Source organism: Affinundibacterium nitidum, assembly GCF_014284155.1.
Lineage (GTDB): Bacteria > Pseudomonadota > Gammaproteobacteria > Burkholderiales > Burkholderiaceae_D > Undibacterium > Undibacterium nitidum.
The window spans coordinates 117,876-140,518 of sequence record NZ_JACOFZ010000006.1 but is presented as its reverse complement, the minus strand read 5'-3'; the positions used below and the strand labels follow the sequence as shown (position 1 = coordinate 140,518).

Annotated in this window: 19 protein-coding genes; 9 read left to right on the top strand and 10 right to left on the bottom strand. The window is 46.4% G+C overall.

Features of this window, described 5'->3' with window-relative positions; genetic code table 11:
* The gene (locus tag H8K36_RS14820) at positions 1-666 is read right to left on the bottom strand and encodes an HNH endonuclease (RefSeq protein WP_186917274.1); all 666 of its coding nucleotides are present in this window, start codon (positions 664-666) and stop codon (positions 1-3) included.
* Between the two features lie 50 nt (positions 667-716).
* Complete coding sequence (locus H8K36_RS19400) at positions 717-2,009, bottom strand: eCIS core domain-containing protein (RefSeq protein ID WP_230404662.1); 1,293 nt, start codon at positions 2,007-2,009, stop codon at positions 717-719.
* A 415-nt stretch (positions 2,010-2,424) separates the two neighbouring features.
* Here H8K36_RS19400 and H8K36_RS14810 point away from each other — a divergent pair, with 415 nt between their 5' ends.
* On the top strand, positions 2,425-2,760 hold the full coding sequence (locus tag H8K36_RS14810; RefSeq protein WP_186917273.1) for a TFIIB-type zinc ribbon-containing protein: 336 nt from the start codon (positions 2,425-2,427) through the stop codon (positions 2,758-2,760).
* A gap of 261 nt (positions 2,761-3,021) precedes the next feature.
* Positions 3,022-3,921 carry a type 2 periplasmic-binding domain-containing protein gene (locus H8K36_RS14805; RefSeq protein WP_186917272.1) on the top strand — a complete coding sequence of 300 codons (900 nt, stop codon included), beginning with the start codon at positions 3,022-3,024 and terminating at the stop codon, positions 3,919-3,921.
* Positions 3,922-3,927: 6 nt separating this feature from the next.
* Here H8K36_RS14805 and H8K36_RS14800 read toward each other — a convergent pair whose 3' ends face one another.
* Complete coding sequence (locus H8K36_RS14800; RefSeq protein WP_186917271.1) at positions 3,928-4,530, bottom strand: TetR/AcrR family transcriptional regulator; 603 nt, start codon at positions 4,528-4,530, stop codon at positions 3,928-3,930.
* A gap of 171 nt (positions 4,531-4,701) precedes the next feature.
* Between H8K36_RS14800 and H8K36_RS14795 the strand changes: the two genes are divergently transcribed.
* Both H8K36_RS14795 and H8K36_RS14790 read left to right on the top strand, forming a co-directional pair.
* Positions 4,702-5,676, top strand: coding sequence for a fasciclin domain-containing protein (locus tag H8K36_RS14795; protein ID WP_230404657.1), 975 nt, complete (start codon positions 4,702-4,704; stop codon positions 5,674-5,676).
* A 346-nt stretch (positions 5,677-6,022) separates the two neighbouring features.
* Complete coding sequence (locus tag H8K36_RS14790; protein ID WP_186917270.1) at positions 6,023-7,333, top strand: hemolysin family protein; 1,311 nt, start codon at positions 6,023-6,025, stop codon at positions 7,331-7,333.
* Between the two features lie 117 nt (positions 7,334-7,450).
* Here the strand turns inward: H8K36_RS14790 and H8K36_RS14785 are convergent, their stop codons facing one another.
* The 3 genes from H8K36_RS14785 to H8K36_RS14775 form a co-directional block, all read right to left on the bottom strand.
* Complete coding sequence (locus H8K36_RS14785; RefSeq protein ID WP_186917269.1) at positions 7,451-8,020, bottom strand: SOUL family heme-binding protein; 570 nt, start codon at positions 8,018-8,020, stop codon at positions 7,451-7,453.
* A 170-nt stretch (positions 8,021-8,190) separates the two neighbouring features.
* Positions 8,191-8,817 (bottom strand): peptide chain release factor H, encoded by a 627-nt coding sequence (gene prfH / locus H8K36_RS14780; RefSeq protein WP_186917268.1) that lies wholly within the window; start codon positions 8,815-8,817, stop codon positions 8,191-8,193.
* On the bottom strand, positions 8,817-9,971 hold the full coding sequence (locus H8K36_RS14775) for an RNA ligase RtcB family protein (protein WP_186917267.1): 1,155 nt from the start codon (positions 9,969-9,971) through the stop codon (positions 8,817-8,819). Before H8K36_RS14775 ends, prfH begins: the two co-directional genes overlap by 1 nt.
* Before the next feature lie 493 nt (positions 9,972-10,464).
* Here H8K36_RS14775 and H8K36_RS14770 point away from each other — a divergent pair, with 493 nt between their 5' ends.
* Both H8K36_RS14770 and H8K36_RS14765 read left to right on the top strand, forming a co-directional pair.
* A complete protein-coding gene (locus H8K36_RS14770; RefSeq protein ID WP_186917266.1) occupies positions 10,465-11,919 on the top strand; it encodes an alpha/beta hydrolase family protein in 1,455 nt (484 codons plus the stop codon).
* Between the two features lie 254 nt (positions 11,920-12,173).
* Entirely contained in the window at positions 12,174-12,710 is a 537-nt protein-coding gene (locus H8K36_RS14765) for a cytochrome b (RefSeq protein WP_186917265.1), read from the top strand.
* Positions 12,711-12,803: 93 nt separating this feature from the next.
* On the opposite strand, the gene bla is transcribed toward H8K36_RS14765, so the two are convergent.
* Complete coding sequence (bla, locus tag H8K36_RS14760; protein ID WP_186917264.1) at positions 12,804-13,730, bottom strand: subclass B3 metallo-beta-lactamase; 927 nt, start codon at positions 13,728-13,730, stop codon at positions 12,804-12,806.
* 340 nt (positions 13,731-14,070) lie between these two features.
* Here bla and H8K36_RS14755 point away from each other — a divergent pair, with 340 nt between their 5' ends.
* Positions 14,071-15,396: an NAD(P)/FAD-dependent oxidoreductase gene (locus H8K36_RS14755; RefSeq protein WP_186917263.1), complete on the top strand. Its 1,326-nt coding sequence runs from the start codon at positions 14,071-14,073 to the stop codon at positions 15,394-15,396.
* 76 nt (positions 15,397-15,472) lie between these two features.
* On the opposite strand, the gene H8K36_RS14750 is transcribed toward H8K36_RS14755, so the two are convergent.
* The 3 genes from H8K36_RS14750 to H8K36_RS14740 all read right to left on the bottom strand — a co-directional run bounded on the left by H8K36_RS14750 (position 15,473) and on the right by H8K36_RS14740 (position 19,461).
* Entirely contained in the window at positions 15,473-16,855 is a 1,383-nt protein-coding gene (locus tag H8K36_RS14750) for a serine hydrolase (protein WP_186917262.1), read from the bottom strand.
* A 280-nt stretch (positions 16,856-17,135) separates the two neighbouring features.
* The gene (locus H8K36_RS14745; RefSeq protein WP_186917261.1) at positions 17,136-18,356 is read right to left on the bottom strand and encodes a hypothetical protein; all 1,221 of its coding nucleotides are present in this window, start codon (positions 18,354-18,356) and stop codon (positions 17,136-17,138) included.
* Positions 18,322-19,461, bottom strand: coding sequence for a carboxylate-amine ligase (locus H8K36_RS14740; RefSeq protein ID WP_186917260.1), 1,140 nt, complete (start codon positions 19,459-19,461; stop codon positions 18,322-18,324). The genes H8K36_RS14745 and H8K36_RS14740 overlap by 35 nt, the downstream gene beginning before the upstream one ends.
* A 346-nt stretch (positions 19,462-19,807) precedes the next feature.
* Between H8K36_RS14740 and H8K36_RS14735 the strand changes: the two genes are divergently transcribed.
* Both H8K36_RS14735 and H8K36_RS14730 read left to right on the top strand, forming a co-directional pair.
* The gene (locus tag H8K36_RS14735) at positions 19,808-20,287 is read left to right on the top strand and encodes a GNAT family N-acetyltransferase (RefSeq protein ID WP_186917259.1); all 480 of its coding nucleotides are present in this window, start codon (positions 19,808-19,810) and stop codon (positions 20,285-20,287) included.
* A gap of 118 nt (positions 20,288-20,405) precedes the next feature.
* Positions 20,406-22,571 (top strand): tetratricopeptide repeat protein, encoded by a 2,166-nt coding sequence (locus tag H8K36_RS14730; RefSeq protein WP_186917258.1) that lies wholly within the window; start codon positions 20,406-20,408, stop codon positions 22,569-22,571.
* The last annotated feature ends 72 nt before the right edge of the window (positions 22,572-22,643 follow it).

The following is a 22,643-nucleotide window of genomic DNA, read 5'->3' as shown; positions in this document are numbered from 1 at the left end:
TTAATCATCGTTATCATCATCTGTGCCTTCCTGCCATGCTGAGAAGCCCCCGTGATGATAAAAAGATTTATGCACACCCATATCTACCAATTCCATTTCATACGGAGAAATACGGTGATGCCAAGTCCATTTACCTTTTCTGAAAGATGCTGAGACACCTGCTAAAGTATCACCAGCACCAAAATGGCGCGCGCGAGAGATCGATCCTATATCGTATTTTTTCAACTCCGGATGCTTTGATAGTTCTATCGCACCATATACAGGCGACGCCCCCACCGGACTCAAACTGGTCTGATTGCTGGCGAACGAATTAATCTGATAGCCATTCCTAGCGAAGCGATACCAGCCTGTAGCTCCATTTCGTGTGTTAATTTTCTTGTCAGCGGTAAGCGTATCTGTTGCGTTATTTTTTTCCTCAACGACATCGGAACGTTGCACCACGCCGCTTCCTGACACCACCATCGCCTGCAGAACACGGCTAGTTGCCCCTATACCGCTAGCCATCATCTGGGCGATAGCTTTTAACTGCATCTGCTGCTTTGATCTATCTGCTTGTTGCTGCTGGAGGTTCGCTCGCAATATCGTCGCCTTCGCCACTGGTGAAGATGCGAAGCGATTGCTTAACGAACGGGATTCTCTCTCATTTTTCGTTTGGTTTATCTGCATCAAGTTCACCTACGAATAAGGGTTCTCACTCAAACTCAGAGCTAACTCACTCAAACTCCATCGATCAAACCAGCGAACGGAGCATCGGTCTCCGCCAAGGATGATGCTCCAACGGTTGCGGTCACTTTAAGCGGAATTTCTAGGAGGTTAGCTTTGTGTTCCGGTTTAGTTTTTTCAGTATTAACGGTACTCAAGGCCATAATATCGTCGGCCTTTTGGTCAGACATATCTGTAGTCTCGACCGCATAGCTCACGATATCCCCCACGTTCGCGGAAGGCAGCGCTGTGTTGAACGCTTGTTCAACACTAGTTTCCCAGGTACCAGTTTCGAAACTACGTTTCCAAGGTCGCACATTGGATGAGTCGCCCAAACCGCCAATTCGATTGGGAATCATGTGAGCGCTCATCGCAGTCTCACCTGTCGCGAGATCTAGTTTCTTCAGGGTGTCATTTACCTTCCCACTAATACCGTACGCGTCACCACCCTTAGAAACCCCCTCTAATTTAGAGCGGACGACGCCCCAATCACTTAAATCTTTTGTTTCTATTTTAGTTTTTACCTTCACAGAACCGTTATATTTTTTTAACTGTACAGCGTCGCCGGCTTGTAGCGCCTTCGCCCCCATCACATCTGCTTCTGTTTCAAGCCCGACGTCATCATTGACTGGCGTGCCTGCCTTCATCTGCATGGTGGGCTTCACTCGTCCTTGCGCTTGTTGCACCACGTGCCACGCTTCGTGTGGGATATGCCGTTCTTGTCCTGGAGCGACATGGATATCGCTACCCTGGGCATATGCATGGGCATTCAGTTGCGCAGGTTTATCGGAGTTGTAGTGAACTTTCACGTGATCCATGCTCATGCCGGACATCGATTCGATCCCAGCTTTTAGTTGGTTAGGTAGACCAGTGTTGTTTGGTCTCGCCATTTCTTCTCTTTGTACCGTCGCGAACTTACCTTGCACTGGCTCTTCCTCTTCGACCCGTTGTGCTGTCTCAAATTTTCCTTGCAACGGTTCTTCTTCCTCTGCACGTTGCGCTGTTTCAAATTTGGCTTGAAGTGGTTCTTCTTCCTCGGCTCTTTGTACCGTTAGGAATTTACCTTGCAGCGGCTCTTCTTCCTCCGCCCTTTGCGCCACTTCGCCTTTGCTTTGCATCTTCGCTTGTATCATTTTTAGCTGAGCAGAAGAATGGCTACTATTGGCGATGCCTTGAACTCGACGTTGCGCGGCTTGCAAGCTGCGAGTATCGGGCATTTGCGTAGCATTGTCGTCTTTGAGCTGGGTTGATCTTGATACTTGAGGTGATGGAGACTTTTCAATTGGAGCCGATGTACGCGTTTGCATCTTTAATCCTTTCACGTCAGTAGAAAAGCCTAAGCTGTCAAACAGCTCGGGCAGCCGAGTCAAAAATTCAAGCTCCAGTATAGCTGCAGGTGCATTGCAATAAAACAGATATTTTTTTACATGTTAAATTTATCAATTTAATATATTGAAGCGTCGCTTTTCAAACAACCGATCAAGCAATGGTTCGCTCAAGCGCCCAAGTATCCAAAGTCGCACCTCTACATTCATTGACGCTTTCTATTTGGGGCGAAACCTACCTTCGATAACCGAAACACGAAGGCGGTAAATACCCTATTTTTTTACCACTCAAACTTTTTCTCAGGCGAATTCAAAACAAATACAATGCTGCCGGCGCAACGCACTATCGACTTGCGTAGATCGTATCTTAGCTTGAACAAAACAGGAGAAAGCGAACATGAAATGTCCAGTCTGCGAGAACGCAAATTTACTAATGTCTGAACGCCAAGGGATAGAAATTGATTACTGTCCTCAATGTCGAGGTGTTTGGCTTGATCGTGGCGAGCTTGATAAAATAATTGAGCGTTCGCTCCCTACTGCCGCGGCGCCATCACCTGATACGCGGCCACAGAACCAAGCACCACAAGCACCTCCGCCAGTGCAAGCCGCACACACTTCTCATCATTATGAGCAGCCGCGCCAGACGCAGCATTACCAAAATCACCCGCATCAAGGTGGGCACTACAAGAAAAAGAAGGAAGGTTTCTTGTCTGAGCTTTTTGACTTTGATTGACGCAATTGAGCTATCGAAAGGTCTCAATAGAGTCATAGGATTCAATAACACCATACTCAAAACGCCGATTTTCCACCATCGGCGTTTTTTTTTTGTGTATAAAAAAATTTTCATCGATGGCAAGACGCAATAGAACTGCGACAGGATACTCGTCGAACTTGTCACAAATCGCGATTCCCCCGATATAATCAGTCGTCCCAATTCAACCGACAGCTCAGATTATTATCATCGACAGCAAAGGCCAATAGAGGCCTACCTCACATGCACATTCAGTTTAAAACAGGATTTCGACGTTTTATCACCTTCATTCTAGTGACGGCATGTCTTTCACCAATTACGCTATTGCGAGCAGAGACGCGAACGGAATCGAACAACTTGCGCATATTGGATTTGGAGAATTCAGGCGACCCGATAGGCAAGTACGTCACCGAAGTCTTGCGCTTGGCGATCAAAAAGAGCTCAGTGAACTATGTCATCTCTAAGATGCCTGCGGTGACAACTCCACAGGTCCGGCTGATCGAAGAAATGTCACATAACCGCGGTGACCTCGATGTGATGTGGACCATGACCAGCGATGAACGCGAAACGCAGTTGCTGCCGATTCGCATCCCTATCGATAAGGGCTTAATGGGATGGCGCATCTCGTTCATCAACGCTGAACTGCGGGAATCAATGAAAGCCATCAAAGATATCAAGCAGCTCGCCAAGTTTAAGGCCGGACAAGGTTACTTTTGGCCAGATACGACGATTTTGCGTCACAATGGCCTGCCGGTCGTGACCGGCACCGCAGCAGCACTTCCCTCGATGTTGCAACAACGCAGATTTGATTACTTCCCTCGTTCCATCATTGAAATCTGGAATGAACAAAACAATCATCCTGAATACGTAAGAGAGATTGATTCCAATATCGTCTTACATTACCCAACTGCCCTTTATTTTTTTGTTGCGCCAGAACAGAAGAAACTTGCCGACGATATTAAGCGTGGTTTGGAACTTGCGATTACGGATGGCAGCTTTGAGCAGCTGTTTAATCAGTACTGCAAACCATTTATTGTTAAAGCTAATATGAAAAATCGCGTTATTCTTGAACTCAAAAACCCGCTAATCCAGCAATCAAAACTTCCTTTGCAACGGCCAGAGTTGTGGTTTGACCCAACATAACTTCATTTAGCTTCTAGCTAAGAAGCCGCCCATAGTTGCATGTACCATTGCGGCAATGATTTGCTCATGGTTGAGCTTATTATCTCGTAAGAGAAAGTCTACGGTTGGGTCACAGGCCCTCGAGTAAAGCGTGAACACCAACACATCGTCAGGTACTTCATCGGTCAATGCTCCGTCTTTACGTGCTTGCGCCACTAAGGCATAAAAGCGTTTATTTACCCTCAATGCGACCGTCATATAACTCAAGTTCAACATCAAACTACGTTGCAAACTGATGCTTGTAGATGGTAAATGAGGCACTCCACCTTTCAAACGCAAACGCAACGACCAAGCCAAAATATGCTTGAGCTGATCAATAGCGCTCGTCTCACCAGGGATCGAATCAAGTTCCTCCAAGGTCGCTGTCAGGAGCCGAGTTAGGGCCGCGGCTGCCAATTTCTCCTTCGATGAGAAATGTTTGTACAAACTTCCCTTCGCTATCCCGACGCGGTCTGCCACGTCATCCATTGTCATTAAGTCAAAACCTTTCTCTGACAAAAGATGATTTACGGCATCAATAATCGCCTCTTCCCTCGCATCAAACTGCTGTTTTTTAAAAGAAATTCGCATTTTTCTAAAAATTTCTGGACAAATCCAAACTGATTGGTTTATTTTATGACCGGTCAGTCACAAACTGATTAAACAGTCATCTTTTTACTCGACTGGTAACTTTGCTTCGAAGCGAGCGCCACACTTGATTCGATAGCCATAGTCTTGATTCCAATTTTGAGGAGCATAAACATGATGTTGAAACAAACGATAAAACAGGTCTTACTACGCAGTCTTGCTTCACTCTCTATTGTAACTGCCGTCACCGCCTGCGGGGGAAGTAATGATCACAAGCCAACAGCAGTGACAGGCACCATCTTGCAAGAAGCGCAAAGCAAAGGTTTTAATGCGCTTGCTGCAGCGGTGGAAAAAGCGGGGCTCAGCAACACGCTCAACAATACGAGCGCGCAGCTAACGGTCTTTGCACCGACAGATCAAGCCTTCAATGAACTCGCGACCAAACTCGGACTCACCAATGGCACTGCTCTTGTTAATGCGTTGACCTCGCAACAGCTACAATCGATCCTGACGTATCACGTATTGGGCAGCAAAAAGACAGCTGCAGATTTGATCGCAGGTGGTTCAAGCCAAGCAACACAATATGTGTATAACAGCACGAATGCGACTTTAAAACTGACAACCACCAGTGGTGTCAAAATTACTGATGCAATCTTGACTGATGCGATGGTAACCACCGCTGATGTGGCTGCATCGAATGGTGTGATTCATGTCGTCGATAAAGTATTAGTACCGCCTGGCGTCCTCAATATCGTACAAACTGCACAAGCAAACCCAATCTTTAGCTCATTGGTCAATGCCGTCGTCGCGACTAATTTGCAAGGCACTTTGAGTGGCGCCGGTCCGTTCACTGTATTTGCACCAACCAATACAGCATTTGCGGCAGCACCAACTGGCTTGAGCACAGCGCAATTGACGACTGTACTTACCTACCATGTCTTAGCTGGCCAAGTCTTATCCAATGGTATTCCATTCGGTACCAAGATCAATACAGTCGCGACGGGTAAAACAATCACCATTAATAGCACCAATCCACCAAGCATCACGGATTCGACTGTTGTAGCCGCCAAAATCGTTGCAGTAGACGTACGTGCGAGCAACGGTGTCATTCACGTCATCGACAAGGTTTTGATTCCAACTCTGCCGTAAAAGGTAACACCTCGTCGTACACACATCCCGATTTGATGCCCTCTCGGAGGCCATCAAATCGGAACTTAAAGCGATCGAACTGCACGTCGATTCCATACTTTTTCGGAGTGAGCTTTTGCCCAAATCGTAAAAGACTACAGTCTATGTTCGAGTCTTTAGCGTCAATGTCTACCCTACCCCGGAAAGTTATTGCTTGATTCTTACTTTTCGAAACACGTCGCAATCAATAGTACCCCCAAAGAAAGAACTGTTCGACGAGCCTGTCGTCTCACTTTCCTTCCCAAAATTGAGTACAATCGTTTCTCCTTGATGACCGCGGCGCTGTCAAAGCAGTTTGCCTCTTAAAATGGATATATTGATTATTCTTGGTTTAATTTTGGTCAATGGCTTGTTCGCCATGTCCGAAATCGCAGTCGTCTCATCTAAACGCATTCGTCTACAAAAACTCGCTGAAAATGGAAGCCGCGGTGCACAAGCGGCGCTCGAACTCTCCGACAGCCCGAGTCGATTCCTTTCCACTATTCAAGTTGGCATCACTCTGATCGGCATTTTCAATGGTGCCTTTGGTGAGGCCTCATTAGTTGCACAATTAAGCCCGCAGTTCGAAGGACTACCAATCATTGGCAATTTCTCTAGGGAGGTCGCACTCGGAATCGTCGTCGTCGGCATTACTTTTTCTTCTTTAATCCTGGGCGAATTGCTGCCAAAACGTATTGCCATGCAATACCCTGAAACCGTCGCCTCTTTGATCGCCGCGCCGATGCAATGGTTATCACGTGCGATGGGACCGTTCGTCAAAATATTAACGATCACGACAGAAGCGCTCTTGCGACTAATGGGCTTGCATCAAGCAAAGAGTAATGCGGTGACAGAAGAAGAAATCACCGGCATGCTGCAGGAAGGAACCAAAGCTGGCCTCTTTGAAAAGACCGAGCATGATATTGTCTCTCGCGCATTGCGCCTAGATGATCAACGTCTTGCTGCCTTGATGACGCCGAGGATGGATATCGATTTCATCGACATCGAGGAACCACTTGAGCACAACTTGGCAAAAATCGCTGCTAGCCCATACAGCCGCTTTCCAGTTTGCAAAGGTGATTTATCCAATGTGATTGGTATCATCCATGGCGGACATTTATTCGATCAAGCGATCGATAAAAAATCTCTAATGAAGCTCGATATCGCAGCAGCGGTCAAACCGCCGCTTTATATTCCTGTTGCCCTAAGCGCGATGCAATTGCTAGAAGCATTCAAAAAACATCGTGCGGAACTCGCCTTGGTCATCAATGAATATGGTGAGATCGAAGGTATCGTCACCTTGAGTGACGTATTAAGTGCGCTCGTTGGCGATGTTGTCGCAGTCGACAATCAACAAGACGACGATTGCGTTCGACGAGAAGACGGCTCGTGGTTAATTGATGGCGGGGTTTCGTTTGATCGCTTCCGTGAGGTGTTAGAAACCGATGTCAAATTTCCGGAAGAAGCGACAGGCTCGTACCACACCTTAGCCGGCTTCGTGTTAACCCATTTTGGTTACATTCCCCGCGCTTCAGAATACTTTGAATGGGAAGGCTTTAGGATCGAAGTTGTGGATATGGATAAAAACAGAATTGACCGCCTACTCATTTCTGAGACCCTTCCGCCTACACTTCTGTAAATGGCGTATAACAAATTTCCCGAAAAGATGAATTCCTCGCTTCTCGCGTTTGTCGATATCAGTTTCGTACTCAAGAAACAAAATCTCGGAGCGGAAACTCATCAAATTCGCAAGCTGCTATTCTGAAATCACCTTAATCCAAATCTCGTTTCTGCGTAAGAAAGGTAAAGAAAACGGCGCATTGTAACGAGAAAATATTGGTTCTCCCTCGAGTTTCAGATTCGCTTCACTCGCTACACGCCGCAACACCCCCAACTTTTCCTCATAAAGCGACTGTGACCAACCACCCGAATACTGTAGTACGGCATAGGTTTGTGCAGGCATCTCGCGTAATTTAACTTTCGGATTGGTCGGCTCAGGTAAAGTATCCATCGTAAATTCACGCGGCATCGCAAACTGCACCAGATAACCACCCTCTGTCGCAGTTTGCGCGACCGGAGCAGTCATTTCAATTTTGATGGGAGCAGGCGTTTGCGACACAGGGGCCGTCATCGCAATCTTACGACTGCCTTTATTCTTGCCGAAAATGTAGCCCCCCAAATACTCAAACGCAGTATTACCCGCTTTGTCTGCAGGCCCAGGAACAACTACCTCCGCCACCAAATAAGCTTTGTACTTACGTAGCTCAAACTGCGGATAACGTTTTACGACGTCAAACGCAGGCTCTTCAATCGCAAATGCACTCATGCTGACGCTCCACAGACAAAGATAAAGCAACGATATCAATATTTTTTTCATCGATCTCTCCTTATTCGATAAATGACTTAGAAAGTGCTGAACTCAACTTATCATACGCTTGGAACTCAATTCGTGCTGAGCATGTGGCCATTACTTGCGCCACAGCAGTTACCTCCGTACTAAACGCGACGAAAATCAGGTCCTTTAAATACCAATGCAGGTCGCCCCCGTTCCAATTCAACATGTTGTTGGCGGAGCTGCTCCTTTTGCTTTAATAGCTTTTCTTGATCACGTACTTGCAATTTCTGATGTATTAACAAACGTGCTAATTTGCGATTAGCAAATTGACTGCGCTCGCTCTGAACCTTAACACTAATACCAGAGGCAAGATGAGTTGCCCTAACCGCACTATCGGTCTTATTCACATGTTGCCCACCGGGCCCACTGGCCCGACATGCTTCAAAACGTATGGTGTGATCATTAACGTTTTCCTCAAAACGAAATAAACTGAGTCCAATAAACCAATTTTTTCTGTGGTAACGATGGCGATATGGACTTTCACAAATCCATTGCAGACTTCCTTCCCATGATTTTAGCCAGGCCAGTTGTTGTTCATCGCCATTCATTGCGTCGACGCTCAGCAATACGGACTTGAATGTTTCGACTCGACTGGCCGGTTCACAATCGAGGATTTGCAATTCGCAAGCATGACGTTTCGCTTCGTACTGCAGTTCGCGCAAAGCTTTAGCGACTGCTAGGCAACACTCATCAGGACCTTGCCCAGCACTCAATTGAATCAGTAACATTAGCAGCACCCTCCCGAAGTCTTGTAGGTGAGGATGGGCTTGAGTTTTGCGACCAATCGTATCAACCCTGCTTCTAGCAAAGAAGTGATAACGGTATCAATGGGTTTATACGCCTCAGGTGCATCTTCCCATAGAAGTTCTTTGTGATTACAAACCACATGATTACCCAACTTCGTTCTCATCAACTGAGCTGCTGTATAGCGTTTGCTCAAACGGCTCTGACATTCGCTACGCATCCATTTCCTGCCCGCGCCATGGGCCAAGGAATTTAAGCTTAGGTTTTGTGCTTCCGTTACCTGTGGCATCACCAGATAAGAAAAATCGCCTCTAGAGCCTGGAATAATGACTAAGCCTTGATCAGCAGGAGTAGCACCTTTTCGATGCAAGAACCCACGCAAGCCATCAAACTCCGATTCGCAAAGATAATTGTGGTGAATATCAAGTATCGTCTTGAAGCCTGTATCTACATTTTCGCAAATACGTTCTGCGATTAACTGGCGGTTTGTTCGGGCAAAGTGCAATGCTCTCTCATGTTGAAGGAAGTAAGCATGTGCTTCTGGCGTATTAATATTCAAGCCATCGTGAGAAAACCGATCGATGTGTTGACGTAAAATATCGCCACCAAATCCGCGTGAGCCACTATGTACGAGTAACATCACATGCTTTGCATCAAGCCCTTGTGCGGCAAAGCATTCTTGATCAAAAATATCAACTACTTGCTGTAGTTCTGCGAAATGGTTGCCACCACCAATGGTACCCAATGCGTGCTCGAAACCTGTTTCGCCGAAATTCAAATCCTGAACATACTGTTTCCACGCTGGATTTTGCGCCAAGAGTGGTGCATCAATATTGCCGATTTGTTTTACGAGCCTAGCTGCTGACACTTTTGATGTCGGCAAGTCAGTTTGCACCAGCCGCATGCCGCAACCGATATCGCCCCCGATTAAAGCGGGATAAACACGATCGAGCGAAAAAAAAGCTGCTCCAACTGGATAACCGCGGCCAGGATGTAAGTCTGGCATGCCAGAGACTTTTTGCATGCCCGGAAGTTTTGCTGTCGTTTGTAATTGCTGGATTGCGCCTCCTTCAATCCACGTTTTTGCAGAGGCGATCACAGAGACTTGCTCTGTAATGATTTGTATAGAATTGCCCATAGGGAATCAACCTGTAATGTATGCAGGTTGTCGCCACGGCGATATGATTTCTGTTTATCTAAGAGTTCGGCAGTATTACCACCGGGAGAAAACCTTAAGCCTGACGCAACCCGCGATTAAAAATAGCGATTGGTGTTTTCAGGTGATTTTTAGGCATGATGGACTCCTTATTTTTATTGTTATCAGTCTCTACAGGGAGAGGGCTTTGGTGAATTTCAGTTGAAATTCCGCTTTTATTGTAACAAGTGTTTATATGGAGTGGCAAGCTTCCAAACTGAGAACTTACTTTATTAGGCTAATATCTAGTTCGAATTTGCTCAATCTAGCAGGGCACGCCAAACTCTCAATTCGGTCTTCGTCAATGATCAAAATTTATATTTACTGCGCTTACATTTTGTAAGATTTACTGACACTTCCTTCCACATTGAGTTTTCCAACTTTTTACAATCAACCCAGCTTCACTTAGCCAACGTTGACCATCTTGGAGAATTAAATGAAGATCATGCATCTCAAAAAACGATTATTTGCACTCAGCTTAAGCTGCATCAACCTTTTACTCTGCGCCTGTGGGGGAGAAGATCATTCTAGTGAAATGGGACTCCAAATCGTAGCACCACCACCGGATAACTTGCTAGCACCGATTGCAAGTCCTTTTGACGTGGCGACAAAGAGAGGGCAAATAATTTCAGCTACCGTCCAAGGAAAGGTCTCTCAAGCGGAGATCGATGCCAGCGTGGATCCTGATGAAGCACCATTGATCGGCGATAAAGCGAAATGCAATGTCATGGTGATTAAATTGATCTATGCCACGATAGGCCCTGTTGATCAAGCAGTCCAAGCTAGCGCTGGCCTATTGATGCCAATCGCGAACGGCGATAACTGTAAAGCACCATTTCCCCTGGTAGTATCAAACCATGGTACCAATGTCTTTGAAGGTTTTTCGCAAACATCACCAAAAGATGGCTCGGTACTTAATGCCAGCGCATATTACGCTTCGCAAGGATACGCCGTAGTACTTCCTGACTATTTGGGCTACGGCGCTTCTACTCTTGACTATCATCCGAATCTACATGCGGAGAACAGTGCGGCTGTGGTAATTGATGCCGTGAGGGCGGCTCGCGCATGGTTTAGTAACAAAAAAATTGCACTCAATGGGAAGCTATTTCTCGCTGGCACGTCGGAAGGCGGATACGTCACAATGACTACTCAGAGAGTAATGGAAAGAGACTTTCCAAATGAGTTCAAACTCACTGCAGTGATGGCTGCATCAGGACCATACAACACAACGATGACAATGGACATGTTTATGGCGCAACCTGATGAGCAAGATTCATCCAAAACCTTACACGCGACGATGTTTATTACTGCCTTACAAAAGACCTACCTCGATATATATAGCGATCCGATTCAGGTATTCAACGCGCCATGGAATTTAACTGTCGAGAACCTTATTCCGGGAACAAACAGCGAAAGCGAACTATTTACCAAATGTCATCTCCCTTATAATTTGAAAGATTATCCAAGTCGTGTTTATCCCGGTTGCGACCCAACCACGGATAGTATCCCACTTTTGCAGGCAAATTTTGTCAGCGACTATCTGCAAAAATCGAACGACTTGCTGACACCAGCATCACGAGCTCGTGCACACGTTGAGCAGCAAAATTTACTAAAAGACTGGACTCCAAAAGCTATTCTCGGCGTCTGTTATGGTACGCCTGACAATATGGCTACGCCAAACGCCTTATCTGCACAAGCTTATTTCACCCAGCGTGGTTATCAGTTACTACGGATGGAAAACGTAGAAACAGAAACCACTGAGCCCATTAAGACATGGATCGCCACGCAAGAGCCCAAGCACCCAGATGGTTTTGGCTACCATGGCAAAGTCGAAGCTCCAGCATGCGTTTCTTGGGCGAGGCATCAAATTTTTGATCCCCTAGCACACTAGGTCTTATTGATAGTTCCCCCTCACGAAGAGTGTTTTGGCGTGAGTTCAACCTTACGCCACTTTTTTGTCGAAACCAGTGCACAACTTTGCTCAAAGACTTCAACATGGGCGCTCGTAATAACTTGTGTAACGAGTTAATCTACGTCAAACGTTTTGCATTTAACTACCCTTAATGCCAAAACAGGTGTAGATTTTGGAAAATAAGATCACTAGTTTTACGTCAAACTCAGAAACATTCTTTTGGATAAAGCCTTATGTCGAACAACACCACATTGCGCTATAACAAACTCGCCATCTACTTACATTGGTTCATGCTGTTTTTACTGATCGCTGTCTACGCGACGATAGAGTTGCGCGAAATTTTCCCGAAAGGCAGCGATCCTCGTAAGGCGATGAAGATGTGGCATTTCATGCTCGGTCTGTCGGTGCTTTTCTTGGTCATCCTGCGTATTGCGAATCGATTCTTTTCTAGCACCCCTGCCATCTTGCCAACGCCACCGGCTTGGCAACACAAGCTTGCCAAGCTGTTTCATCTGGCTTTATACCTGTTGATGATCGCAATGCCGATAGCAGGTTGGATGATATTGAGTGGCGAAGGACAAGTGATTCCGTTTTTTGGTCTTGAACTACCACCGCTAATTGGCCCCAACAAAGATTTAGCGGAAAGTATTGAAGAAGTTCACGAAACCTTAGGTACCGTTGGTTATTTTTTGATCGGTATTCATGCATTGGCGGCGATCTATCATCACCACTTCGTCAAAGACAATACGATGAAACGCATGCTACCTTAAGGTGCAGTCAGGGCAAGACGATAACTATCCTCTTGCCCTTGATCGACAGCAGGTGATTGTTACCTAGCTTCCGTCACACTTCCAATGCTGGAATTACTTCGGTGTCTCTGCGCTAGTTTCAGCTTCTTTTTGCAAGCGCAATTCAAGATTCTTTAATCCCAATTCTGCCAACTGCTGGCATGCGACTTTACTGACGAGAGCTGCCTTACCATCAAGGCGTTCCAAGATATCGCTTGCGCCAGTATGCCCCGTGATCAAAATATCACAAGGCGTTGCACCGATTCTCGCAATACTTGCGCGTAGGGATGCAGCCATTCCACCTTTTGCCGAATAACGATAGACGTCATCGGAGATAGAACCTAGGCTATCGGAAAATACAATTTGGTTGCAAACACCATTTTCACATTCCTTCCATGTCCAACCTGAACCGCCTGGTGCGTGCCCTGACATGGGTATATTACGTACTGCAAGCTTCCCTAATTTGACGGTGGCGCCGTCACTCACTATTTTTAGATTTGCTACAGGAGCAAACGGAGCTAACTCTCTAAATTGAGGATCTCTAGGATCGGCCTTACCCGTGCGCATCGATTGGAAAGCGTCTTTTCGCACCCGCACTACCGCACCGCTTTCTTTTTGAAATTGTGCAACTCCGCCAGAATGATCATGATGTTCATGTGTCATGAGAATGGTGCGAATATCTTTCATACGCACACCGATCGCTTGTAGGCTTTTGCTGACTGCTTCGTACGCGTTGGCTGGTCCACTATCGATCAAAATATGACCTTGTGGGCTAGCAATTAAAATCACTGAAATACCGCAGGTGCCGACATACCAAGAATTGCCATACAAATGACGCGGCGCGGTCGGCTCGTTCCATCCATCTGACTTACATTCTTTGCTGAGCGTTGAGTCTTTGGAGATCGTCGGCATTTGCACCGACGCCTGCGCAGTAATAGGAAAACTACCAACCGATACCAATAATGTACCTGCAAAAGCCATGCAATTAAGTTTGAATTTCATTCGTTCTTTCTTCGTAAAAATAGCCGCATGAAATAGCGACATCGTTGTTACTTCTGTTGAAAAAATTTGCCATCATCATACGCGCTCTCGCTAGGAAAAGTAAGCCAAGGAAACGTACATGCATCAATGATTTGAAGGCAAATAATCTCAGCAAACCGCATCATGCGCAAAAGGAGTACAATTCTATTGCACTGCACAAGTCAGCAATAAGACTTCATCTCAGTCTTAGCTTGTGAAAGTCCATTTCAAATGATCGTTGGCTTGCCACGATCACTCATACGAAGTAGCAGCTAGCTTCGACCCTCATTTGAAATAGATTTTCAAATTGCAGGAGAAAAATATGGAAAGCAAGCAAGCAGCACTCCACCACATTGTTATTGTTGGCGGTGGCGCCGGCGGTTTAGAACTAGCAGTACGCCTTGGCAAACGGCTCGGCAAAAAAGGGAAAGCCCGCATCACTTTAGTCGACGCTAGTCGCACCCATCTTTGGAAACCCCTTCTTCATCAAGTTGCTGCTGGCACCCTCGATAGCCATGCAGATGAACGCGAATACTTCGCTCTAGCACGCAGCAAACATTTCGAATTTCGCTTGGGTCGTATGCAAGGCCTATCGCGCGAGAAAAAAGAAATCTATCTCTCCCCTACTTTCGACGAAGACGGCAACGAACTTCTGCCGCAACAGGCAATTCCTTACGACCAACTGGTGATCGCGCTGGGCAGCCAAACCAATGACTTTGGTACCAAAGGCGCTAAGGAAAACTGCATCATGCTCGATTCTTTACCCGCAGCCGAGCGCTTCCATCAAAAACTGATTAATTTCTGTTTGCGCGCGCAGTCTCAACAGCAGCAAGCGGGAGAAGGCAGGTTTACCGTTACGATCATCGGTGGCGGCGCCACTGGCGTCGAACTCGCAGCCGAACTGCATATGACGACCAAGATACTCTCTAGCTATGGCTTAGTGAATTTTCACCCAGAGAAAGATCTCAAAATCGTCATCGTCGATGCCTCACCTCGCCTTTTGCAAATGCTGCCAGAACGTCTCTCAGATGCGGTGGCAAAAGAATTGCGCAGTATTGCAATCGAGATTCACACCAACGAAAAAGTGGTTGAAGTCAGCAAAGAAGGCGTTGCGATGGCGAGCGGAAAATTCATTCCGAGTGGCATCGTGGTATGGGCTGCGGGAATCAAAGCACCTGACTTTTTACATGAAATCGACGGTTTAGAAACGAATCGCTTAAATCAACTGGTGGTGCATCGTAATTTGCAAACCACACGTGATGCCAATATCTTTGCCTTGGGCGATTGCTGCGCCTGCCCACAAGGCGAAGGTCAGGCCAACGTTCCACCACGTGCACAATCTGCGCATCAACAGGCGGCGTGTTTAGCAGATTCTCTATGTCGTGCAATGAATGGAAAATCCTTAAAAGACTTTGTCTACAAAGACCATGGATCCCTTGTGTCTTTAGGTAATTACAGCACGGTGGGAAGTTTGATGGGAGCGATAGCCAGCGGTAGTGTGTTCATCGAGGGAACGTTAGCGAAGTGGATGTATTGGTCGCTACACAAACACCATCAAGTTGCAGTCAATGGTTGGTTCCACACTTGGTTATCGACATGGGCTGAAACCATAGATAGAGTCAGAAACCCGAGGATCAAGCTGCACTAGTGCATTCGTTAGCTTGCCTGTGTTGCGACGACGAGTGCAATCGTCAAAGAATGATTGCACTCACATGTCATTCGCCTTATTCAGGACGCACATTGATCATGAACACTTTCGCATCGGCATCGAATCCTATCCTGTAAATGAAGGATTCATGTTTCATCTTGACGCGATAGTCGCGCTTTGTTTGTCCATTTTGTTGATCGGATTTCAGTAATTCGATTGAGACAATCTCCCCCAAATCTTTGAGATCCTCCGCCAATCCTCGGATGGGTTCTGGAAATAAGGCTTTTGCCGCTTTCTCACTGAAGATGTCAGGCGTAATGCTTCCTTTGATGATCTGTTGTAAAACTTCTTTTGCACGTGCTGTACTTTGAGGATCAGTATCAGGAATCGCGCTCACTGGCTTCATCTTTAAGGCTGGCAGTACTACCCCTGCAATCAAATCTGCGATTCGTTTAGGGTTCGCACCAGATCGATTGGTCAGCACAATCACGCTAAGTTGGTCGTCAACATAGCGACTAATCTGCGTCGTAAATCCTTGCCATGCACCACCGTGTTCAATGTTCTTGTGCCCGTTTGTATTCGACAAAAACCAAGCGTATCCATAGTCGAAGCTAGAACCATCTTTGAGTTTAACTGGCGACCAGCTTAGTTGCTTTTCTTCTTTTGTGAGTGGGAAGTTCTTGTAAAGAGCAAGGTCCCATAAAGCGAGATCGTGAGCCGTTAAATACAGACTGCCGTCTGCTGTTCGATTGAGCGCGGGAGAGACCCACTCTTGGTTTTTCCATTCTCGTTTGACTAAGTCATAACCGGACGCACGATGTGGAATGATGCTTCGTTCGTCAATAATGCGTGTTTGCATGCCAAGCGGTTCGAAGATGCGTTGACGCAGTTGATCGCCATAAAACTGACCACCGACCTTATTAGCAATAAAGCCCAATACATGGTAGCCCATATTCGAATACTGCCACTTCTCGCCGGGTTTGAACAACATCGGCACAGTGGCTTCAAGATCGATCAATTCTTGATCGTTATAGTTTTTCTTAAAATCCAACTTACGATATGGATCATCTAAACCCGACGTATGAGTTAACAGCTGATGAATCGTGATTCCTTTCCAATGATCGGGAATACTTTCAAGGTGTTTCTCAATAGGGTCTTGCAAACTAAGTTTACCGTCGCGCGCTAACAATAGAATTAAAGCAGCGGTGAATTGTTTACCGACTGAGCCCGATTGAAAAATTGTTTGCGGATTGACTTTGACTTGATGCTCAACATTGGCCAAGCCATAACCTTGTTCTTTGATGATTTTGCCCTTGTGCACAACCGCGATACTCACGCCAGGAATCTTTTGCTGCTGCATTTCCCTTAGTACTTGCTGATCAATGGTATCTGCCAGCGACACACTAGTCGCAACAAAAGAACTTAACAACACAGTTAAGGTGACTAACAATTTCATCATTGCGTATTCCTTAGTTTCCAAAATAGATGAATTGGGACAATCCAAGTATGCCAAGCGTTGAAACTTGCGCTGCGGCTCTCATCTCATGTCATCGAAGATTCGAGCTAGGTGTCCAAATTCAGAAAAAAAAGAGAACCTGCTTCGCTGCAATTTTGCATGAAGCGAAGCAAGAGAGAAAGCCTTTCGTTGCCTTAAATCACTCCGTTCGTCGGCGATTCGATTTAAGAAGTGAGAAGCGTTGGTATGCACCTACATGAGCCTAGAAGCCTAGTTCAGAAGGCTAACTCATCGGTGGACGATGCAAAACGGTGACGCCCTCACCTTCGCGTCCTTGGAAGAAACTCGCCGAGGCTTGCTTGCCGTAATATAAGCGAACGATTTGCATGGCGATCCATGGTTCTGCATTTTGAGCGATCTGTACTATTAAGCGCAGTTCAGCAAACACCGGTTCGCCTTGAGAATTGTGCATCACTGGATAAGCTTGAAAGCGTGGCTGTATGATCCAATCATGTGGCTGCGAGAGTTGATCGAGCTCCATTGCGGTTGGACCGATATACAAGTCTTTTCCAGCGCAAGAATAGATGTTCTTAGCTACCACGTCCTGCGGCGCCAATCCCAAACTACGCCATACATCGGCGCGTACATTTTGAGGCTCGAATGGTATGACCATCTCCGAAGCTAGCCCCTTGTGTACCAGGTAATACCAAGCCGGATGACTATGCCATTGAATCTGTGCACTTTTTAAGTGACGCAGACATTGCCCATCATCCTTGAGTTCATTCAAGATCAAACGGTTCAACAAACTATCATATTCAAGCCTCTGTTTTCCATCATCAAACAACAATCGCCCTTGTGCATCGACTATCACTTGATGCGGTTCGATCAACGGTGCTTTCCACAGCAAGGAGCTGACATGCAGATCAAACAAAGTACTACGTTTCCAGGGTTGGAATTCCAATATTGCAGTCTGCTCACCCTTGCATAACCAGCTTTGCGTCGCGGCTTGCCAAGTTTGCCCGTGAGTTGCTTGCTGCCATGGAAGGCAATCGGCCAAAGCTGGCCATAACTCCGCATGACTTTGCTGTATGTGATAGCCGGTCGCGAGTAAAGACGTGAAAGCTTGAAATTCGACTAAGCGCAAATCCCAACTTTCACCATTGGCCACCAAAGCGTAATCGATGGTTAACACATCCGCGTGGTGCCGATGCTGCCATCCTTCCATACGCTCCGCAGTCAAATACGGTCCTGCGGCCTGACATAAGGCTAGCACTCTCTGCTCCAACTTTTCTTGCAGCTGTATCGATGCGACCAAAGGCCATTCTGAGAACAAGGTTGGTTTTTCGGGCAAATAGTTGGTACCGGCAAGACGCGACCAAGTTTCTTGCATCGCCGATTTTGACACCGGTGCTGCTTGCAGCAATTCAAAACTCAATGGGTGAAACGGTGAGCTTGCTTGTGTTTTTAATTTATTGGACGGTATAGGATCGCGCACTGTGAACATCCTCCGTTTCGTGAATCAAGTGCTGCACTAGAGTCTGGTAGTTCTCAGAGCGTTTGAAAATACCACGCTGAATATCGGACGATGCGCCATGAATAAATAAGGCGTCTAACTTTTCCCGCATGCCTTGGTACAAATTCAGTTGTTGGGCAACTGGTGTTAAACGATGCATCCAATGCTCAAAATAGTCGTGCAAGCTGACTGACGCTTCGCTTTCCCAATCGATTAGTTCAGCCGCTAAGCCACGACGGCGCACGCGCCATTTGTTTTCCTCCAGACAAGCGCGTGATAGAGGCTTTGGCAAACACCCTTGGCGATAATCCTCTACCAGAGTAGCCACCTCACATTGTAGCAATGCGGTGATCAACCAGATGTGATCGAGCGATGGCGTCGCATCACAGATGCGAACTTCCAAGGTGTGGTAATGATGATGTAAACGAAGGTCTTCCCACATGCCGTGTTGTGCTTCAAGCGTACCAACTTTGCGCAGCAACTCTATGTGTTTGAAATAGTCTTCTTCTGAAGCCCAAATATCTGGCGTTCCCATGCGAGGCAAACGATCCAAAATCGAATGACGCCAGCTTTGAACTCCGGTGTCGCGCCCTTCAAAGAAAGGCGAACTCAGTGAAATGGCAAACACGGGAGCCAAACTATTACGCAGCGAATTAAAGATGGCCATTGGCGGTATCCCCTCAGGCAAACCCAAATGCACATGAAAACCGTAGGACACTAAGCTACGCATGATATCGGCATACTCATCAACTAGGCGAATATAGTGCTGATGCTTGCTATGGTCACGATTGATTTCTTGTTCTTTCCAATTGGAGAATGGATGCACGCCTGCCGACAGGATACGTTGCCCCTGCGCTTGAGCGCGCTGGCGTATCACTTCACGCATAGCGGCAACACTAGCCACGATCTGGTCTGGGGTATGGCAGATGGGCGTCTGCAATTCGACTACAGCCTTATGCAATTCACAGGATGAGCTACCATCCTGATCAGGAAAATCGAGCTTACCGCGTTCGAAATCATGCGCTGCTAATTCCAAACTCTCTTGGTCCACGATTTGCAGTTCTTCTTCTGCGCCTAAGGTAATCAATGTGTTCATATGCTGCCCCGCCCTTTCTCGAGATCCACAGCGCACATGATTCAAATTAATTCAAGTAAAGCGTCGGCGTTGGGAGTCTGTCTAATAATGATTAACAAAGTTTGAACTAATCATGGCAAGATTGTAGTGAAAAGCTTCCATTTTCAATCTGGCTAGGAGATGGGGATTCACCGCTTAATTTGTGGTTTTGCTGTGGTGCAAAACAACGCTCACAGGCATCACATGCACTTAAGTAGAAAAAGGCAACACTCTCTATGGCAAACTCTTATGTTAGTCATCTTTGGCATCATGATGCCGTCGATGTCGACTAATCAAAGCTCCATATCAATTTCTGTGATCAAAAACTATGATTCGTAACGCTACCCAAAACGACATTGATTTCATCTTTGGACTCTATATGCATCCGGAGATTAATCCTTTCTTGCTTTATGAACCAATGGACAAGCGAGACTTTCAACCAATATTCGATGAACTTTTGGCGCAGAACATCCTCTACGTTTTCACTACTGAAGTGGAACCACAAGGAATGTTTAAACTGATTCCGTTAAAGCATCGCACCTCACATATAGCCTATCTTGGAGGAGTTGCCCTATCGCCCGCTTGTTTTGGAAAAGGCCTTGCGCAACAAATGTTTGCCGACATTTTCGATCTAGCACGCGAGAAACAAGTCAAACGGATTGAGCTCAGCGTTGCCACGCACAACGAAAGAGCGATTCGTTTATATCAAAATGCAGGCTTCGAGACCGAAGGTATCTTGAAGAAATACACCTATCTAGCACAAGAGCAGCGCTATCTCGATGAACAACTGATGGCACGTTTGCTTTGATGAGGTCTTGTTTAGAAGCTGACCCAGGCGATAGATAGTCATAGACTTCATCGCAATTGCACGCCGCTAGAGTAAGATAGCAAGCATTCTCATGTCGATATTCTCCAAGTAAAAATTTATGCGCAAACTTCTTTCGAAATTATTTGGCCAAGCTGCTGATAAAAAAGTCGAAGCAAACGTGACAAATTCTCCGTCACCACAAAACGACCAAGCAGAACGAAAGCAAAAGGCAAATCTCGCCATCGAGCAAGGTGATTTCAATACCGCGGCAAGTTTATTGAAAGAGGCAATTGCCGATGAGTCTGAAAATGTCGACCTCTATACCAACCTTGGGTTTTGCTTGATGCAACAGGGGAAAATTCCAGAGACAGAACCCGTTCTCAGAGAAGCATTGAGACTCAACCCTAGTCACATTGATGCGCATTTCATGCTAGCCTCAGTCTTGGCTCACCAGAATAAGCTCGACGATGCAATTTTCGAATACCAGCGCGTCCTCGAACTCAATGCCGGTTTCATCTACGCCTACAAAGACCTTGCTGCTCTCTACATGCGACGCCAGGAAATTGATCAGGCACTAGAAGTTCTCGATAAAGGGATCAACCAGTCTCAAGATTTTATCGATCTCCATTACATTAAGGCTGAGATTCACAGTAATCAAAATCAACTGCCACAGGCGATTTCCAGCTATTTACACGTCTTGCGCTTAAATCCTGACTTCAGCGCTGCCACGCTTCAACTCGCGGCGGTATACGAACGTAACGCAGAGATAGAAAAAGCGATTGAAATCCTGTCTCAACTCCATCACAAACAGAATACCGACATTCCGACTTTGCTCCATCTGGGCAGATTGGAAATGATGACAAAGCGCGACAAAGAGGCCCTCGTCCATTTTGAGATGGTAGTAAAACTCGACCCGAGTTCTGTCGAAGGCTTAGCCAATTATGGAGTGATGTTACAAGCAGATAGGAAATTAGAGGAAGCGCTAAAACAATATGATGCAGCGCTCGCCATTAACCCTCAACTCGCGCCCTTATGGCATAACAAAGGCAAAATCGCCTACGATCAAAAGCGATTCGAAGATAGTAGCCAATTCATCAGGCGCGCATTGGAGCTCTCGCCCCATAATGCAGATGCCATCCATCATCTCGGCATCGCGCTAGCTGGCCTCGAACGTTATGAAGAAGCGATCGCGCAATTTGATCTCGCGCTCTCACTGAATCCGCAACATGCGTTTTCCTACTTCGATCGCGGTCGAAACTATTTGCGTCTAGAGCAATATGAGGAGGCACTCATCGACTTAAAGCGCGCGGTGGAAATCGACCCACAATTTCCCGAAGCGAATTTCGAATTGGGATTTGCGAATCTTGCGCTAGGAAATCTCGAGGCCGGCTTTAAGGGATATGAGTGGCGCTGGCGTTGTTCACCGCTAAAAGAGCGACTACGTCCATTTAGCAAACCACAATGGCAAGGTCAACGCGACATCCAAGGGAAGACTATTCTGCTATATGGCGAACAAGGGTTAGGCGACATGATTCAACTGATTCGCTATGTTACCGAAGTGGCGAATCTAGGAGCACGGGTAATCCTAGAGATACATGCGCCATTGATACGACTATTTGAGAAATTTCCTGGTGTTGCTGAAATTTATAAAGCGGGCGATATTCTGCCGTCTTACGACTTACGCGCTCCTATCATGAGTTTGCCATATCTGTTCAAAACCAATCTAGAAACGATACCCTTCAAGGAAAACTATTTCGACTCCAAGCAATTACAACAAGCGGCGAAGCACGATTGGTCTGCCGACATAAAACCTTCAGCACGTAAAAAAATCGGTGTGACTTGGGCAGGTAACCGTGACTTCATGCATGACCGAAAACGCTCCGTACCCTTCACTATGTTCTCAAGCATCTTCAGCCAAGATGCTGATTTTTATTGCTTACAAAAAGAGTTAAGCGATCAAGATCTGGAGCAGCTAAAAACTTTTCCAAACATTCCGTTCTTAGGTGCCAAGCTGACAGACATGCTAGAAACAGCTGCGCTGATTTCGCACCTCGATTTAGTCATTACCGTCGACACCTCGATTGCTCACCTAGCGGGTGCGATGGGCAAAGAGGTGTGGATTATGCTGCCATTTAATCCCGATTGGCGTTGGCTACTGAAGCGCAAGGACAGTCCTTGGTACGCGCATGCTCGCCTATTTAGGCAAGCCACGATCTATGATTGGGCTGGCGTGACTCAAGAAATTAAACACCAACTCAGCGAATGCTTACAGTCTAAAAGCTAAACGCAACGCGGCAGTTGATACTGTTTTTCATCATCAATATCTACTGCCGCGGGCTCAAATTTCCCATTAAAA

Excerpts from the sequence above, each read along its gene's own strand:
- H8K36_RS14765 (WP_186917265.1), top strand. The coding sequence starts at position 12,174 with ATGTCGAACAACACCACATTGCGCTATAACAAACTCGCCATCTACTTA.
- H8K36_RS14735 (WP_186917259.1), top strand. The coding sequence starts at position 19,808 with ATGATTCGTAACGCTACCCAAAACGACATTGATTTCATCTTTGGACTC.
- H8K36_RS14740 (WP_186917260.1), bottom strand. The coding sequence starts at position 19,461 with ATGAACACATTGATTACCTTAGGCGCAGAAGAAGAACTGCAAATCGTG.
- H8K36_RS14745 (WP_186917261.1), bottom strand. The coding sequence starts at position 18,356 with ATGTTCACAGTGCGCGATCCTATACCGTCCAATAAATTAAAAACACAA.
- H8K36_RS14790 (WP_186917270.1), top strand. The coding sequence starts at position 6,023 with ATGGATATATTGATTATTCTTGGTTTAATTTTGGTCAATGGCTTGTTC.
- H8K36_RS14755 (WP_186917263.1), top strand. The coding sequence starts at position 14,071 with ATGGAAAGCAAGCAAGCAGCACTCCACCACATTGTTATTGTTGGCGGT.
- H8K36_RS14770 (WP_186917266.1), top strand. The coding sequence starts at position 10,465 with ATGAAGATCATGCATCTCAAAAAACGATTATTTGCACTCAGCTTAAGC.
- H8K36_RS14750 (WP_186917262.1), bottom strand. The coding sequence starts at position 16,855 with ATGATGAAATTGTTAGTCACCTTAACTGTGTTGTTAAGTTCTTTTGTT.
- H8K36_RS14730 (WP_186917258.1), top strand. The coding sequence starts at position 20,406 with ATGCGCAAACTTCTTTCGAAATTATTTGGCCAAGCTGCTGATAAAAAA.
- prfH (WP_186917268.1), bottom strand. The coding sequence starts at position 8,817 with ATGTTACTGATTCAATTGAGTGCTGGGCAAGGTCCTGATGAGTGTTGC.
- H8K36_RS14810 (WP_186917273.1), top strand. The coding sequence starts at position 2,425 with ATGAAATGTCCAGTCTGCGAGAACGCAAATTTACTAATGTCTGAACGC.
- H8K36_RS14775 (WP_186917267.1), bottom strand. The coding sequence starts at position 9,971 with ATGGGCAATTCTATACAAATCATTACAGAGCAAGTCTCTGTGATCGCC.
- H8K36_RS14820 (WP_186917274.1), bottom strand. The coding sequence starts at position 666 with ATGCAGATAAACCAAACGAAAAATGAGAGAGAATCCCGTTCGTTAAGC.
- H8K36_RS19400 (WP_230404662.1), bottom strand. The coding sequence starts at position 2,009 with ATGCAAACGCGTACATCGGCTCCAATTGAAAAGTCTCCATCACCTCAA.
- H8K36_RS14785 (WP_186917269.1), bottom strand. The coding sequence starts at position 8,020 with ATGAGTGCATTTGCGATTGAAGAGCCTGCGTTTGACGTCGTAAAACGT.
- H8K36_RS14805 (WP_186917272.1), top strand. The coding sequence starts at position 3,022 with ATGCACATTCAGTTTAAAACAGGATTTCGACGTTTTATCACCTTCATT.
- bla (WP_186917264.1), bottom strand. The coding sequence starts at position 13,730 with ATGAAATTCAAACTTAATTGCATGGCTTTTGCAGGTACATTATTGGTA.
- H8K36_RS14800 (WP_186917271.1), bottom strand. The coding sequence starts at position 4,530 with ATGCGAATTTCTTTTAAAAAACAGCAGTTTGATGCGAGGGAAGAGGCG.
- H8K36_RS14795 (WP_230404657.1), top strand. The coding sequence starts at position 4,702 with ATGATGTTGAAACAAACGATAAAACAGGTCTTACTACGCAGTCTTGCT.